The following is a 15,467-nucleotide window of genomic DNA, read 5'->3' on the forward strand; positions in this document are numbered from 1 at the left end:
GACCATCTTGATTGCCTCACCCTGTTCTCGCCTCTGTGCCTAGCCTAGCCAATTGTCTCCTCTTTCTCCAGCTAGTTTTGCCGCCCTAGTTTTTTTTACCATTTTTTTGTCATGATAGAAAAATTGAGCACAGTGTGCCTGTGACAGCCTACTCTTGAATCTCTACGGGATCCGAGGTCAGATGGTACTGGCGATCGCCCACTCGATAGGTAGCGATCGCTTGCACGGGCCCATCCCCGACATAGCCCACTGTATTGCTTAGATGGAAAAGCAGCTCCGAATGTTCCAGGGGACGCAAGTGAATGTCCGTGGACGAAAACTCAAACGGCTGCGGCTGTCCATCCACGGTTTGAATCTCAATCATTTCCAGAACAATGGTGACATCCTCTAGTCCAGGATTTTCGAAGTAGAGGAAAACCGATGCCAAGCCAATGGGGCGATTTGCTTGAGGCAGCATCCCACTAGGAGGATAGAGGTCTTCCCGTGCCGAAAGTTCAATCTTATGCATCCATGGGTGGTGAGCCACATCTTGTCCTTGCCTGTTGAGCATAGGTTGATTGAAATGAATGGGCATCAGATAAAGTATGCTCTCAAACCTCCAACTGAGGCAGAGGCATAACATAGCAATCCAGTACATCAATCCATGGCTCATGATTTAACCTCCCACAAGGATAGGTCACGCAAGCAAGTTGAGGATCCTATCTGATTCAAGCATTCCACCTGAATTGACCTCACATCAGGTTTTGAATTGGAGAACGTGCAGTGTCAAGAAAGTCTTGATCACTGCTGATTCAACGTAGCAAACGCTCTAGGTGGTTGAATAGAACCATCGGACAAACCTTGGCCAAACTGCATCGCCATTGAGAATTTGTTGCCAGGTCAGATCACGCTGTTGTCCCCATGGGTTATAAACGGTGAACAACTGACTCGTCGGGTTATAGCCAACCAACGTTAATGCATGTAAACCTCCATCGGCTGATTGCCAATCCAAGAAAACTGTGCGCCCGGCATTGAACTGGTTAATGACATTGGTGCGATCGCTGTCTGTTAGAGACCAGTCTTCCACAGTAGTTTGAGCTGTAATATGGTGTAACGATTCATGGGAAAAGCCACCTTCAATACTGTCGTAAGTATTGACTCCATTGAATCTCAGCCATCCAGATTCATTGATTTGAGCATAGGCTTTTTCTGCAAGGGCAGCCCATAGTTCATTATTGATGTTGTCATACAAACCACCACCCCAGCCCATGTAGTATCGTCCACCGGCGGCTGTGCTAGGTAAGTAGCGATCGACCGTAACATAGTCGGCAACGCCGTTGTTATAGAAACGTACGGTAAAGGTACCGTCGCCATTATCGATAAACATATTCTGGACAGATGTTGGATGACGGAATGCTACACCGGCAAGCGCCGCGCAGAAGTAACAGTCACCTAGCTGACCTTGCATTACATCTTGGTAAGCAATGCCATTTTGGAACAATGCCCCGCTGGTATAGCGATAGGTTGTAGTTGAAGCGGCGGTTGGATGATCTAAACCAAGGAACCATTTGCCAATCAGTTTTTCTAAGTGATCAGCCGTTGCGCCAGCATAGAGATTGCCCAAACTGGTGCTGGTGCTAGCTCCGCCTGTCCACCACTGGTTGGCGGGATTACTGTTGACAACCTTATAGGCCAAATTATGGACATAATCTGGCATGGTGGTGCGTTGACCATTGACGAACGTTCGTAAATCCGTCAGTTCTGCATCATCAATATTCCCATAATCCTTAGCTGCCCGAAGAATGCTCATCACCTCATAGCGGCGGCTGTAATTTCGCGTATCAAAGTAGCGAGCCTCGCCGATAATACCGGCATCCGTTAAGTTGCTGCTATACCAGTCACCGGTTGAAACGCTGAAGTGATAGTTACTGTCATCCATATGACTACTCCAGCGGTAAACTTGAGCAAAGTAGGTACCCGCTGGTAATGACTGGGCAATCCATTCCGCACCATCACTACCATTGGCAGAGGAACCAAGAACGTCACCAGTATCTACAACACCATTATTGTTGGCGTCATGAACTAGTCTGAGATCAATATCACAGGATAGCCCTGATAACGTCAGGTTAACAGATCGGGTGCTATTCAAGGTAAATCGAATATTGTCAGCGGCATTTTGGTAGTACATGCCACTGCCGATATATTGGCTCAGCGTTTGAGTGCCGTTAATGGTACCTAGATCATATTCGGTAGGCAACAAGTCCGTAGGATATCCTGTCGATAGCCGCATGGTATAGTTGCTGGTGCCCGCATGTTGAGTTACTTGGACGAGGTACGTTCCTGCAGCCAGATGATTCAACGTGATCGATTCATCAATACCCGCTTGGCGACGAGAAGAATAGCTGATCATCTCCGGTGTTTCAATGAGTCCATTACCATTGGCATCTCGGGCAATACGCAGATCTGGATCTCCAGCAAATCCGGTCAGTGCAAGACTCACATGACTAGAGCCAGCTATGTTAAAGCTGTAGATATCAGACGTATTGAAGTCGTGAACACTGCCGGTACGGGTCACAATTGTATTACCGAGAGTACCCAGATCAAATTCGCGAACGGCAAAGTTACTTTGGGGAGCCATACCCAACGTATAGGGTGCATTAGTAGACCCACACACCTGCACATAGTAGGTACCCCTGGGAAGATTACGGACATTCAGAGATTTCTCCAAATCGCCTGCAGGAGATGATGCTAAGACTTCCCCTGAGTCAATAAAACCGTTGTTGTTATTGTCCTTCACTAATCGCAGCCGAGCGGTGTTGAGTGACCCAGTCAGGGTTAGGCTGAGGGGAGTGTCGGCACCAAGATTGAGCCGGAACATATCTGATGTGTCCGCTGTACCCAAGGTTCCTTGATATGCAGAAAGATTGGTATTAACTGAATTCCATGTGCGTTCTTCAGCAATCACATCATTGATTAATTGGCGAGATAGCCGCATTCGGTAGGGTGTGCGTCCTGGGGCAAGAAGTTGAATCTGTGCAACATATTGCCCCCGTTGCAATCCCCTGAAATTGAGAGATTCTGGGGTAGTGCCTCTATAGTTTGAAGAACCAATACGAGTCAATCCAGAACTGCTGCTGCGGAACAGTTGTAGCCTAACGTTTTGTCTTAAGCCGCTAACCCCAATATTTAAGTTGCCGGCACGGGCAAGGCTAAATTGTAGTGAGTCTAGGGGATCGACTAAAGCCGTGACCCGGTTATTAAAAGTAGTGCGATCGCTTATCGTACCCAAGTTATGAAGAGACATGGGTGTATCCTCCAGCGGTTGTGAAGGGATATGGGCGATGTAAAACTCTGCGGTTCAAGCACCGCCACATTAACGTCAAAGATGATAATTCACCCAACCCTCGTGCTGGCAGCAACCTAGGTGAGAGAGGAGCATCAAGGGCGATCGCTCTACTCATCTCGTTGCCCAGCACAAGCTTCCTTATCCATTACACTTAGATAAGGTGCCCGGATATCTAATAGGGTGTGCAAACTGGACGGAGAAAAATAACTCTTTTTCTTGCCTAGAGGTTCAGGACATCATCTAGGTACTCACGCTGATTCATCGTACGACTATCGGCTGAACTCAGATACTAGCCTGCGAGGTGCCGATCGCCATTCTAGGCAGCCTCAATGCTCAGGGGAACCGATGTCTTCGCTGTATCTGGGACGAGCAGAGCAGTCTTCAAACCCACGGACGTTCCATGATGTAGAGATGGTTAATCTTTGGGTAATTACACTGAACCTAACTCTATCCTAGAGTCTTTAAAGACTTACATTCTGATTTTGCAAAGGATATTTACGTTCAATCGTGGCATCTAGAAAGACGAGCCGGGTTGTTTTAGAAACTCTTGTTCTTCTAGAGTCGATTCCCGACCTAGGGCAACATTACGATGGGGAAAGCGACCAAACTGTTCGATCACCTGCTGGTGGCGCAGGGCATAATCATAGGTGTCGTTGAGTTCAGGATAAGCTTCGGCAAGCTGCTGAAAGAGAGCTACCGACTCTTGCTGAATCGCTCGATCTTCGCTGTGCTCTAGAGGTAGATAGAGAAAAATGCGGTGAACAGGATGAAGCTGCTGATCAAAGCCCTGGGCGATCGCTCCCTGGGCAATGGACAACGCTTTGCTATCGGCGGCAAACGCTTGGGCCTGCTGACGAAAAAGGTTGCGCGAAAATTGATCGAGAACAATCACAAGGGCCAAGCAATCGAAGGGGTTTTGCTGCCAGTGATCCAATTCCCCGGCAGCGGCCTGTCGGTAGGTACCTAGGAAGCGATCGCCAATCTCTCGGTCTAGATCTGGATCTTTGCCAAACCAAAGCGATCGCCGTTCTGCATAGCTGGGCGTCTGCATCGGTTCGCCAAACCAAAAGGCAAGAACGGTGGTGGAATCTACAGTATGCATGGGCAATCTTGATGAAAGAACCACAAACCAGGATGCCAGTGGTTTTGTCCTATCCAATAAATCCTATGGAATAAATAGGATATCTATTGACTACAGTCTGGGTGAAGCTGAATGACTGCAGCAGCATTAGTTTTTATGAAGAAGCAAGCCTCTTGCTATGGTCATTCAAGACCATGACATAAGCCAAGACCGCTAAAAAAAGATAGGGCAGAGAGCATGACCGTTGAACGCTTCCTTGATCCCTGCCCTTTAGTTCAGAACTCGTCGATGTGAAGCTCGTCGAACTTAGTACAGTTCTTCTTCTTGGTGAGTGAGGATCGTGCAATCAGAAGTGGGATATGCAACGCAGGTCAACACAAACCCAGCTTCGATTTGGTCGTCATCCAAGAAGGACTGATCAGACTGATCGATGGTGCCGCTTTGTAGCTTACCAGCACAAGTGGAGCAAGCACCTGCCCGGCAGGAGTAAGGCAGGTCAATGCCTTGCTCTTCTGCTGCGTCAAGAATGTACTCATCTTCGGGTACATCGATGGTGGTGTTTAGTCCTTCTGCTTCGTTAATCAACGTAACTTTAAAAGTTGCCATGCAGTAGTCCTCTCAAATAATCTAAAACGGCAGGATTATGGTTGCGGAGTCAAAAGCTCCACCCGTGGGCGTGGAGCGACGCGTGGCACTGTTGCCTGACTCCATTTCTGATACTACGGGAAAAGTTAAGGCTTGTGACGTCAGTTCCATAAATTGAGCTAATGGGATTACTCATGAATTTCCGTGTTTTGCCGCTGAATTACTTATAGGTCATCGGAAACCCGTCGATCGGATAGGGCGATCGCGCTCAATCATGGCACCCTATACCCGTAGTTAAGGTTTTCTTCATAACCAGGTCAGGCGCAAAAACCATGGACTCATTAGAAAATATTATCTGTCTAGAACGAGACATGGCAACGGAAAAGCAAGGTTTTGGCGTTTGGGCCATGCTCATCGTCGAAGCGAGCGGAGGCGATCGCAGTTCCATGCAAAACTGAGGTATTGACGCAGGACGAGGGGATTGAACAGCGTATGAATGCACCCATTCGAGTGGGCATCGTGGGGACGGGCTATGCGGCCAAGCTGCGAGTCGAAACCTTTCAAGCCGATGGGCGATCGCAGGTGGTAGCCGTGGCGGGGCAAGATCAGGCACGCACGGCTGCGTTTTGTCAGCCCTTTGGCATTCCTGCCCTAGCCACCTGGGGAGAATTGGTGCAGCATCCCGATGTGGATGTGGTGGTTATTTGCACCGTGAACCGCCTCCATGGAGCGATCGCCCGCATTGCGCTGCAGGCAGGTAAGCATGTGGTGGTGGAATATCCCCTATCCCTCGATAGTGCGGAAGCAGAGGAATTGATCAACCTAGCTGAGGCTCAGCATCGGCTGCTGCATGTGGAACAGATTGATGTTTTGAGTGGCGTCCATGGGGCGATCGCTCAACAGTTGCCGTCCATTGGCAAGCCCCTCTATGTACGCTACTCCAGCCTCAACCCCCAGCACCCCGCCCCCCGCAAATGGACCTATCAAGCCGATACCTTTGGCTTTCCGCTGGTGGGTGCCCTATCTCGCATCCATCGCTTAACGACCCTGTTTGGCAAGGTAACGTCGGTGAGCGGACAAAACCAAGTCTGGGTAGACCATCCCTCCACCTATCCCCACAGCATGGGAGATTCGTTCCATACCACTTGCCTATGTGCTGGTCAGCTTCAGTTTGAAAGCGGGCTGATGGCAGAGGTGATCTATGGCAAGGGTGAGGCTATTTGGGCAGCGGAACGTCGTTTAGACATTCATGGTCAAAACGGTTTGATTCATTTTGACGGTACCCAAGGTAAATTGGTCACGGCAGAGGGCGATCGCCCCCTAGATGGCGGCAGTCGGCGGGGGCTGTTTGCCCAAGACACCCAATCGGTGTTGAACTATCTCACGGAGGGCAAGCCTCTTTACATCCAACCCCAGAGTAGTGTCTATGCCCTTAGGGTCGCCAATGCGGTACGGCAGGCAGCGGATCTGAATCAGGTGGTGCCGGTGCGAAGCTAGCGGCGATCGCGTCTAGCAGCAGGCGATCAGCTATTTCATCGATAGTCTCATCTAGTCCTCTCGTCTCGTCTATGGATCAGCCTGAGATCTTTCTATGCATAGACAAGAATCCCAAAACACTGAACACTGGTAGGAATCTTGAAGAAATTCCTTAAAAAGTACTGATTAACCTACCGTGACTACAACTGAAAATTGGATTGAAGTGGGCTCAGTCACCTGGTTTTACCGGGATGCCAAGCCGGTGAATGAAACGACAAAGCCGCCGGTGGTGCTGCTCCATGGGCTGCCGTCCCAGAGCTATGGCTGGCGCGAGGTGATGGAGGCGCTGGCCGATCAAGGTTTCTGGGCGATCGCTCCCGATTGGCCTGGCTTTGGATTTTCCGATAAGCCCGATAAACGCGATTTCGCCTACACCTCGGCCGCCTTCCAAACGGCGCTGGATGCCTGGATGCAGGCTATGAACCTAGAGCGGGTGCATTTGGTGGTGCAAGGATTTCTCGGTTCGGTGGGTTTGCAGTATGCCCTGCAGCATCGCGATCGCATTGAACGCTTGGCGATTCTCAATGCACCGATTACCCCGGAGGCCAAGGTGCCCTGGAAGATTGGCATGTTGGGCATTCCCCTGGTTGGCGATATGCTCACCCAGGATCCGCTGTTGGTGGATCGCACTCTGGAAGGGGGAGGGCAATACCGAGTGTCTGATGAAGATCTGGATGTCTATCGGCGGCCGTTCCTCAAAAGTTCCGATGCGGGGCGATCGCTCTTGGCAACGGTGCAGAATCTGCGGCTGTCGGAGGCAACGGCCCAAATTAGTGCCGGATTCACGTCGTGGGATGCGCCGATTCAGGTGCAGTGGGGGGTGAATGATCCTTGGCTGTCCATCGATCAAGCCCAGGCCTTTGTAAAGCAAACCCCGGCAGCGGAGCTAGTGTCTCTCGAAGAGGTGGGTCACTATCCCCAGCAGGATTGGCCCGAGAAGGTGGCCAATGCGCTGATTCCCTTCCTGCGTCGCAGCGCCTAAGGCGGTCTGTAGACCTTAAACTGTATCGATCATGAGTTGCTCGACATCCAAATGGATGCAGTAACCATAAGATCGATCGGTTTCAGGCTAAGACTTGATTGCTTTTCCTACTTCCGATGAAGTCTAGGACATCAGGGTCGGGAGTAGGTCACTGCGGCGTATCGAGGGAAAACTCATCAAATTTCACAACCTCGGAATCCGGTTGGCGCGTATCAAAGCGGTAGCTACTGACGGTTCCGGTTCCCGTATCCAAAATGCTGAAGGCGGTGATCTCGTTGCTGGCAAGGTAGGGCAGCGGATCGCCATGCTCATCCATCAGGGGGGCGATCGTCGGCACCACGGGTTCTAAACCATTAGGATCATCAAAGGCAGCATAGTCTTCCTGAAACCCGATCGGAATCGGGCGGCGATCGCTTAGGTATGCACCATAGGTATTGCCCACATTCGAGGTTTCGAGATAGTGGGTTGCGCCGTTGGTAAAGCGATTCCACAGATGGGAATGCCCATACAGCACCAACTGCACCCCGGCATCCTCCAGCAACGGCACCACATCACGAATCAGATAATCCTGATCTTTAGGATATTCGTAGCGCACTGAGTTGATCCGACCATCGGGGAAGCGATCGATGATTTGCACCGGATCGGTATAGGCCGGCACGATGTTATCTCCCAGGGAATGGGGCGGATGGTGAAACATCACGATTTTGTACCTTGCCTGCTGGAAGGCGGGGCTGGTCAGTTCAGCGTTGAGCCAGGTGTATTGTGGACTGCCCGGGGCGATCGCCTCAAAGATATGTTGCCCATACCCCCACTGGGTTGGGTCATCCAGCGATGCATCCTGTTCTCGATAGCGGCCGCGCACGTTGGGATTTAGGCTCGGGTTGCGCCAAATATTCGTGGCAAACAGCACCACCAAGCGCACATCGCCAAAGGTGACGGCATAGTAGGGCGATCGCGGCTCCTCGGCATTCAGCGGCGTAAACAGCTCATGAACCGTATCGGTGTTAAACGACTGATCCTTAATCCACTCGGCTTGGATGGCAGGATCGTGGGTGGGGTTAATGTCAGCGGCCCGGTCTTGATAGCGTTGCGCGGCGATCGCCCTTGGCTGGGGGTCATTAAATTGCTCATTTAAGTCTGCCTCCGACAGCCGCCCCATCACCTCATGGTTGCCCGTCGCCACAAACAGCGGAGCCGATTGGATAATCGCCCCACCTCGGTACGTCGTTTCAGCATCATCGTAGGTCAGCTTGTAGTGGGCTCGACCTTGGAGGCAGGGAAAAAAGGCATTACCGCGATGATCGTCAAACCACTCGGAGGCGCGATCGGGAATATTGACCAAATCCCCTGCTAGGAACACGGCATCGATCGCCCCCACCGTTTCTACAACTTTTTGCAGATTGGCCGCAGTCATAGGTTGGGACTGATGATCCGACGTGAGCAAAATGTGCAGCGGCACACCGGGCGCAGGCGCAGGTGCCGCTTGGAATGACTGGCTGCGAACTACCTGCCGATCGCCTTTGACACTCACGGCGCGATAGGGAACCGTTCCAGTCAAGTCAGCTAGTACCGCCTCATGTCGCCAAATGGGGCGATCGCGCACCCTATCGTACACCTGCCCATCCTCGGTTTGGCTGCCCACACGAGACTTGGCATCTTCACGGGTACGGCTGAGGAGGGTAGTGGTAGCGATCGCCCGTTGTCTCCACCCATTGCCATAGTCCACAACATGCTTCGACCCCTCAAATTCCGTAAACCACACCACGTTGACGCTAGTGGGCGTTGGGGCTTGCAAAAACGGATCGGTCAGCAGGTCTTCCGACATAGGTTGCATTACCCATAGCCCCACCATCCATCCATAGGCGAGGGCGATCGCCAGTCCTACGGTCACGGCTAAAACCTGGCCGTTGTTGAGTCGCGCCATGATCCAGAGGTTAGTGCAGCACCACCATCATCCCAACGCAAGGATTCCAATGCAATCACCCGCCCTGATCCTTCCGCCATCAAATTGGGGTATAAATCTGTTTGAACCATGGGCTTCGCCAGTGTTCTTAGGAGAGGTGAGCCCTGATTGCCAACAGGATTGCGCCGGCGGCCCATGGGCTGATTCCCTATCTAGGTCACAGCACGTCAGGGCAGACGGCTAGGGCTGGAGGGCATGGTAGGGTATGGGAGAATATGTCCCTGCTATCTAAAAGCGATCGCCATCATGCCCTCTCCCGACCAACTCCAACGGTTTCTCGACATTGCCACCGAAGCAGCCTTAGCGGCCGGCACAGTGCTGCAAACCTACTGGGGCAAACTGAGTGAGGTTCAGATTCAAGAAAAGGGGCGATCGGGCGATCTGGTCACCGAGGCTGATAAGGCGGCTGAAGTAGCCATCCTGGCCGTAATCCAGCGCCACTTCCCCGATCATGCCGTCCTAGCGGAAGAGTCAGGACGCCAAGGTGCCCTCGACAACCCCTTTCTCTGGGCCATCGATCCCCTAGACGGCACCACCAACTACACCCATCAATACCCCTTTTCGGCGGCGTCCATCGGGCTGTTGATTGACGGCGTGCCCCAAGTGGGAGCCGTGTACGACCCCTTCCATCAAGAGCTGTTTCGCGCCGCCACAGGGCTAGGAGCCACCCGCAACCGCCTGCCCATGACCGTCTCGCCCACCGATCGCTTAGACAATAGCTTGCTGGTCACCGGATTTGCCTACGATCGCCGTGAAACCGTAGATAACAACTACGCCGAGTTTTGCCACTTCACCCACTGCACCCAAGGCGTACGGCGAGGTGGAGCTGCTTCCCTCGATCTGGCCTACGTAGCCTGTGGCCGCCTAGATGGCTATTGGGAACGCGGTCTATCGCCCTGGGATCTAGCCGCCGGCGTGGTGTTGGTGCAGGAAGCAGGCGGACGGGTGACCGCCTACAACCAAGAACCCTTTGACCTGCTCTCGGGGCGCATTTTGGCGAGCAATGGTCGTCTGCATAGCGCCATGAGCCATGAACTCATGCAAGTCAAACCTTTGATAGAATTCAGTCAGCTTTGATGCAGCCGTATCCCAGTCGGCAGAGTACACTTTAAGAATCCAATGGCAGGAAAAGCGAGATAGGACAGAATGTCTTTTAACATTGACAAGGGGCTTTTCACATCAGATTTTATTGATCACCATGCGGTGTTGGGTGTTCCAGTGGATGCCGATATGAAGGGGATCCGCAAACAATACCTGAAAATTGCGCGACGACTGCATCCCGATAGTTCTGACATCAAAACCGACAGCGATCGCCGTTTAGCGAGTGAATATCTGTCAAAGCTGGTCAATCCTGCCTACGAGTATCTCTCCCAAGAGAAAAATTTTTCAGAGCATCAAATTATCTTGAAGCTGAAGGGACAGCAGGCTCAGCGCCAGCAAGAAACCATTGTGCTGTCCACCGACCGCGCCCGCCAGCTAGCCACCGCAGCCAATACCAACGGCGATTATCAAGCAGCGCTCAAAGAACTGGTCGAGCATCAATATCAAGCGCTGGAGCAAACTCCAGAGGTGATTGGGCGCATTAGCGAACTCAATTTGGTCTACCTGATGCGCACGGTAGGGCAAGACAATGGTGCTCTGCGCACCGCGGCCCGTCCAGACGAACAATCCTCTGCCAGCTCTGCCCCAGCGGCAAAACCAGCATCCCGCCCGGCTGCGCCGCCACCGACGAAAGATTCCCTCGTAGATAGCTTCATTCGCCGGTCTGAAGAGTTTGAAAAGCAGCAAAACTACGCTAAGGCCATTTTGGAACTGCGGGAAGCCCTGAAGCTCAATCCCAAAAATTCTAACTGCCATAGCCGCATGGGCATGATTTATATCAAAACCAAGCAGGCCAAGATGGCCCGCATTCACTTTGATAAAGCCCTAGAGATTAACCCCAACGATGAAATTGCTGGGGCAGGGCGGCGCATGATAGAGCAATCCGGCAATGCCTCTCAGGCGGGCGCTAAGTCTGCGGGCGGCAAGCGCGCGGCATCCGGTAAAGATACGTCGTCTAAGGGTGGCTTATTTGGGCTCTTTGGCGGACGCAAAAAATAGCTGAGTGACCCCCATGGTCTGATCGCTCATTCAGTCATGTAGGGGCAGGGGATCGGATCAATCCTCTGAGAGAATAGTGTTGAACAGGTGGACGATAGCGTTCTCCTCCATGGTCGCGATATCGCGTAACCAGTATGGGGATGGGCGAGGGGCGATCGCGTTCAGATCCATTCAGCGCCGATCGCCACCTGTCGTTTGGCGTTTGATTGTTAGGAATTGGTGTAACGGTTAATGACTTATCAACCTCCCGTTGGAGCCAGGGATCTATTTCCGCTGGACGTGGCCCAAAAGGTTTGGATCGAGGCGCGGCTGCAGCAGGTTTTTCATCAGTGGGGCTACCATCGCATCATTACCTCAACCCTAGAGCGCCTAGATACGCTGATGGCTGGGGGAGCGATCGATCAATCCACGGTGATTCAAGTCCAAGGTGCGGAGGAGCAAGGGCTGGGTCTGCGTCCAGAATTCACGGCGTCCATTGCGCGGGCAGCCGTGACCCGCATGGCCGGCATGACCTTTCCCTATCGTTTGTACTACAACGCCAATGTCTTTCGGCGACCGTCGGCCGCCAGCTACAACCGTCAGCAGGAGTTTTTCCAGGCTGGGGTGGAGCTGCTGGGGCAAGATGGCGTGGGGGCCGATGCGGAGGTGCTGCTGCTGCTGTCGGACTGTATGCGTAAGCTGGGTATGCAGCAATGGCATCTGTTAATTGGAGAAGCGGGGCTGAGCCGATCGCTCCTATCGGTGTTTCCAGAACGCTTACGATCAGAGGTGCGGCGGGCGATCGCTCATTTAGATCGCATGGCCCTCGAAGCGCTGCCCCTGTCGGACGAGCTCCGCGATCGGGCTCTATTGCTGTTGGATCTACGGGGCAAGCCAGAAGACGTGTTGCAAACCGTATCCCAGCTTGACCTAGAGGATGATCAGCGCCGAATTATTGAGAACCTCAAGGTTTTGGTAGACCTGCTGCAGGATAGCTTCCAGGCTCAGCCCGATCAGGCCCATCCGTCGCTGATCCTAGATCTCAGCCTCATGCAAACCTTCGACTATTACACCGGCATTGTCTTTGAGGCAGTGAACTGGGGCGAGTCAGGTCAGCGCATCTTGGGGCAAGGGGGCCGCTATGACCAACTGCTGGGGTTGTACCATCCCCAAGGCGATAGCGCTCCAGGCGTAGGCTTTTCCCTGAATATCGAAGACCTACACCATGTCATGCTCACCAACGATCGCTTGCCCTTGGAAATTCCCGCGAACCATTGGCTGGTGGTGCCCCAATCCCCCGCGGCCTATGCAACGGCGTTCACCCATGCCCAGGCGCTCCGTGACGCGATCGCTCCCGATGAACCGCAGCGGGTGGAAGTGGATCTCATGGATCGAGGCAGTCCGGAGGCCGTGCGCGCCTATGCCCGTCAACAGCACATTGAACAAATTGCCTGGATCAATGCCGCCGGTGACCTGACGGTTGAGCAATTAGCCTAGACCTCTGCGGCGGAACGTTACCGGTAGCGGTTCCCCACTGTTCCCTAGCCCCTCTGCAGCGGCCAACGACTTCGCTCAGGAAACAACAACTGGATTCTGACTTTCTCCCTTCCGGAGATGTCCCACCACCAACTCTGCTGGCTGAGCGACATCGAAGCCAGCGGAGTCGAGGCCAGCGACGTCCATCCTTGCCAGAACTCAAGCGCCATGGCGGTAAGCGTTACACTAGCTAATGACCTAATGTTGACAGGGCTGTTGAGGAAACCACTATGCCACATACCATTGTGACGAACGTTTGTGAAGGCGTTGCTGACTGCGTAGATGCCTGCCCAGTCGCCTGCATCCACGACGGGCCCGGCAAAAATGAAAAAGGTACCGACTGGTACTGGATTGATTTCTCCACCTGCATTGACTGCGGCATCTGCGTGCAGGTCTGTCCTGTGGAGGGAGCCATCTTGCCAGAAGAGCGCCCAGAACTACAAAAGACACCGACCTAGGGCCGTCGGGTACAATCTGCTACATCCGTGGTGAATTGGGTCGGGGTGAATGATCCGTTTACCCCGGCATACAAATAAATTCCCAAAAACAACGGTAAACCACCGGGTTGCACATAATGACAGATGCTGTTCCCTTGCTCCAGGTTGAAGCGGTTCATGCTGGGTATGTCAAAGATCTAGATATTCTTCAAGGCATCAACTTTAAGGTCTATCCGGGCGAGTTGGTGGCGGTGATTGGCCCTAACGGAGCCGGTAAGTCTACGCTGGCGAAAGCTATTTTTGGGCTGTTGACGCCCCATCGCGGCAAGATCCTGTTTCGTCGGGAGTCGATTCTGGGGCTGAAGCCCAACCAAATTGTCGAGCGGGGGATGTGCTACGTGCCGCAGATCTCGAATGTGTTTCCATCGTTGAGCATTGAAGAAAATCTAGACATGGGGGCATTTATTCGCGATACGCCGCCCAAAGAACTCAAGCAAAAGATTTTTGAGATGTTTCCCGTGCTGGCAGAGCGGCGCAGGCAGCGGGCGGGCACATTGTCGGGTGGAGAACGGCAGCAGCTTGCCATGGGGCGAGCCCTGATGCTAGAACCGCGCTTGATGCTGCTGGATGAACCCTCGGCGGCCCTATCGCCGCAGTTAGTCACCACCATTTTCGATCGCATCCGGCAGATTAACCAAGGCGGAACGGCGATCGTGTTAGTTGAACAAAACGCCCGTCGGGCCCTGGAAATGTCCCATCGGGGCTATGTTCTAGATACGGGGCGCGATCGCGTGGAGGGCCCCGGTTCAGAGTTGCTCAACGATCCAAGCGTGGGTGAACTGTATCTAGGCGCTAGCAGATCGCGATCGTAACTGAGCTTTAGGGCAATCGTAACTAGGGGGATCCTTAGGGGTAGACCCATAGAGATTAGCTGATAAAACGGATCCAATACCCCCTAGAATGTTGATTGTCGGTTTACGCAGTTAAAGGTGCAGCCCTTTCGTGAAGCTATTTGTTTTCCATACGCCTGAACAAACGCCCACCGATACTCGTCCAGATTGTGCGATCGCTATTGATGTGCTGCGAGCCACAACAACGGTGGCTACAGCCCTAGAGGCTGGTGCTGAGGCCGTACAAGCCTTCAGCAGTATTGAGCAACTCATGCAGGTGAGCGAGGCCTGGCCCGTTGAAAAACGGCTGCGGGCAGGGGAGCGAGGTGGTGCGAAGGTGCAGGGCTGCGACCTTGGCAACTCTCCGCTTGACTGCACCGTGGATCGAGTCACGGGGCGACGATTGTTTCTGAGCACCACCAACGGCACGCGCTGCCTAGAACGGATTCAATCAGCCCAAACGGTGCTGACTGCCGCCTTGGTCAACCGGGCGACCGTATCCCGTTATCTACACCGCCATCAGCCGGAAACCGTTTGGCTGGTGGGTTCTGGCTGGGAGGGCAGCTATTCCCTCGAAGACACCGTCTGTGCTGGGGCGGTGCTGCACCACCTGCGCCAGTTGATGGACACCGAGCATGTGATCACGGGCAATGACGAAGCGATCGCTGCCCTGGCTCTCTATGAGCAATGGCAAAGTCGCCTCCTGGATCTGCTCTCAGCCGCCAGTCATGGCCACCGGCTGCTGCGCCTTGATGGCATGGAAGACCTCAAGTATTGCGCCCAACTCGATACCCTGGATGTGTTGCCGATTCAAACTGAGCCGGGTCTGTTGGTGAAGCAGGTTTAGAAGCTGGATGGGTAGCTGTCGCTCACCCACCCTACAGTAGCTAGGCGTAGAGTGCTCTTAGGCGAAGCCGTAACGCACCGTCTCATAGGGCCGCCCCATACACATGGATACCTGAACGGGTGACAACGTCCCTAGAAGTCTTGCTGCAACAGGGATAGCGCATGAAACCCACGCTGAAAATAGAGCCGTTTATGGGGTTTGAGTGC

The 15,467-nt window shown here is 53.2% G+C and carries 14 protein-coding genes; 9 read left to right on the forward strand and 5 right to left on the reverse strand.

What is annotated here, in order from left to right; all coding sequences use genetic code 11:
- Positions 1-148: 148 nt before the first annotated feature.
- The 4 genes from JUJ53_RS17850 to JUJ53_RS17865 all read right to left on the reverse strand — a co-directional run bounded on the left by JUJ53_RS17850 (position 149) and on the right by JUJ53_RS17865 (position 5,012).
- A complete protein-coding gene (locus JUJ53_RS17850) occupies positions 149-550 on the reverse strand; it encodes a hypothetical protein (protein ID WP_204153402.1) in 402 nt (133 codons plus the stop codon).
- Positions 551-808: 258 nt separating this feature from the next.
- On the reverse strand, positions 809-3,283 hold the full coding sequence (locus JUJ53_RS17855; protein WP_204153403.1) for a pre-peptidase C-terminal domain-containing protein: 2,475 nt from the start codon (positions 3,281-3,283) through the stop codon (positions 809-811).
- Positions 3,284-3,839: 556 nt separating this feature from the next.
- The gene (locus tag JUJ53_RS17860) at positions 3,840-4,427 is read right to left on the reverse strand and encodes a DUF924 family protein (protein WP_204153404.1); all 588 of its coding nucleotides are present in this window, start codon (positions 4,425-4,427) and stop codon (positions 3,840-3,842) included.
- 285 nt (positions 4,428-4,712) lie between these two features.
- Positions 4,713-5,012 (reverse strand): ferredoxin, encoded by a 300-nt coding sequence (locus JUJ53_RS17865; protein ID WP_204153405.1) that lies wholly within the window; start codon positions 5,010-5,012, stop codon positions 4,713-4,715.
- Between the two features lie 311 nt (positions 5,013-5,323).
- On the opposite strand from JUJ53_RS17865, the gene JUJ53_RS25195 reads away from it, so the two are divergent.
- The 3 genes from JUJ53_RS25195 (at position 5,324) to JUJ53_RS17875 (ending at position 7,509) form a co-directional block, all read left to right on the forward strand.
- Positions 5,324-5,449 (forward strand): hypothetical protein, encoded by a 126-nt coding sequence (locus tag JUJ53_RS25195; RefSeq protein WP_275415794.1) that lies wholly within the window; start codon positions 5,324-5,326, stop codon positions 5,447-5,449.
- A gap of 34 nt (positions 5,450-5,483) precedes the next feature.
- Positions 5,484-6,488, forward strand: a complete 1,005-nt coding sequence (locus JUJ53_RS17870) for a Gfo/Idh/MocA family oxidoreductase (protein ID WP_204153406.1) — start codon at positions 5,484-5,486, stop codon at positions 6,486-6,488.
- 175 nt (positions 6,489-6,663) lie between these two features.
- Positions 6,664-7,509, forward strand: a complete 846-nt coding sequence (locus JUJ53_RS17875) for an alpha/beta fold hydrolase (protein WP_204153407.1) — start codon at positions 6,664-6,666, stop codon at positions 7,507-7,509.
- A gap of 148 nt (positions 7,510-7,657) precedes the next feature.
- On the opposite strand, the gene JUJ53_RS17880 is transcribed toward JUJ53_RS17875, so the two are convergent.
- On the reverse strand, positions 7,658-9,343 hold the full coding sequence (locus JUJ53_RS17880; protein WP_343327983.1) for a metallophosphoesterase family protein: 1,686 nt from the start codon (positions 9,341-9,343) through the stop codon (positions 7,658-7,660).
- Between the two features lie 375 nt (positions 9,344-9,718).
- Here JUJ53_RS17880 and JUJ53_RS17885 point away from each other — a divergent pair, with 375 nt between their 5' ends.
- From JUJ53_RS17885 to JUJ53_RS17910, 6 genes are all read left to right on the forward strand, one after another.
- Positions 9,719-10,549, forward strand: coding sequence for an inositol monophosphatase family protein (locus JUJ53_RS17885; RefSeq protein WP_204153408.1), 831 nt, complete (start codon positions 9,719-9,721; stop codon positions 10,547-10,549).
- A gap of 69 nt (positions 10,550-10,618) precedes the next feature.
- A complete protein-coding gene (locus tag JUJ53_RS17890) occupies positions 10,619-11,572 on the forward strand; it encodes a J domain-containing protein (protein ID WP_204153409.1) in 954 nt (317 codons plus the stop codon).
- Positions 11,573-11,803: 231 nt separating this feature from the next.
- Positions 11,804-13,048, forward strand: coding sequence for an ATP phosphoribosyltransferase regulatory subunit (locus JUJ53_RS17895; protein WP_204153410.1), 1,245 nt, complete (start codon positions 11,804-11,806; stop codon positions 13,046-13,048).
- 269 nt (positions 13,049-13,317) lie between these two features.
- Positions 13,318-13,545 (forward strand): ferredoxin family protein, encoded by a 228-nt coding sequence (locus JUJ53_RS17900; protein ID WP_204153411.1) that lies wholly within the window; start codon positions 13,318-13,320, stop codon positions 13,543-13,545.
- Between the two features lie 116 nt (positions 13,546-13,661).
- Complete coding sequence (locus JUJ53_RS17905) at positions 13,662-14,396, forward strand: ABC transporter ATP-binding protein (RefSeq protein WP_204153412.1); 735 nt, start codon at positions 13,662-13,664, stop codon at positions 14,394-14,396.
- A gap of 130 nt (positions 14,397-14,526) precedes the next feature.
- Positions 14,527-15,261: a 2-phosphosulfolactate phosphatase family protein gene (locus JUJ53_RS17910; protein ID WP_204153413.1), complete on the forward strand. Its 735-nt coding sequence runs from the start codon at positions 14,527-14,529 to the stop codon at positions 15,259-15,261.
- Positions 15,262-15,467 lie beyond the last annotated feature (206 nt).

It is taken from the genome of Leptolyngbya sp. CCY15150, from assembly GCF_016888135.1.
Classification (GTDB): domain Bacteria; phylum Cyanobacteriota; class Cyanobacteriia; order RECH01; family RECH01; genus RECH01.

Coding starts and splice junctions, on each gene's coding strand:
- JUJ53_RS17850 (WP_204153402.1), bottom strand. CDS start 550: ATGCTCAACAGGCAAGGACAAGATGTGGCTCACCACCCATGGATGCAT.
- JUJ53_RS17855 (WP_204153403.1), bottom strand. CDS start 3,283: ATGTCTCTTCATAACTTGGGTACGATAAGCGATCGCACTACTTTTAAT.
- JUJ53_RS17860 (WP_204153404.1), bottom strand. CDS start 4,427: ATGCATACTGTAGATTCCACCACCGTTCTTGCCTTTTGGTTTGGCGAA.
- JUJ53_RS17865 (WP_204153405.1), bottom strand. CDS start 5,012: ATGGCAACTTTTAAAGTTACGTTGATTAACGAAGCAGAAGGACTAAAC.
- JUJ53_RS25195 (WP_275415794.1), top strand. CDS start 5,324: ATGGACTCATTAGAAAATATTATCTGTCTAGAACGAGACATGGCAACG.
- JUJ53_RS17870 (WP_204153406.1), top strand. CDS start 5,484: ATGAATGCACCCATTCGAGTGGGCATCGTGGGGACGGGCTATGCGGCC.
- JUJ53_RS17880 (WP_343327983.1), bottom strand. CDS start 9,343: ATGCAACCTATGTCGGAAGACCTGCTGACCGATCCGTTTTTGCAAGCC.
- JUJ53_RS17885 (WP_204153408.1), top strand. CDS start 9,719: ATGCCCTCTCCCGACCAACTCCAACGGTTTCTCGACATTGCCACCGAA.
- JUJ53_RS17890 (WP_204153409.1), top strand. CDS start 10,619: ATGTCTTTTAACATTGACAAGGGGCTTTTCACATCAGATTTTATTGAT.
- JUJ53_RS17895 (WP_204153410.1), top strand. CDS start 11,804: ATGACTTATCAACCTCCCGTTGGAGCCAGGGATCTATTTCCGCTGGAC.
- JUJ53_RS17900 (WP_204153411.1), top strand. CDS start 13,318: ATGCCACATACCATTGTGACGAACGTTTGTGAAGGCGTTGCTGACTGC.
- JUJ53_RS17905 (WP_204153412.1), top strand. CDS start 13,662: ATGACAGATGCTGTTCCCTTGCTCCAGGTTGAAGCGGTTCATGCTGGG.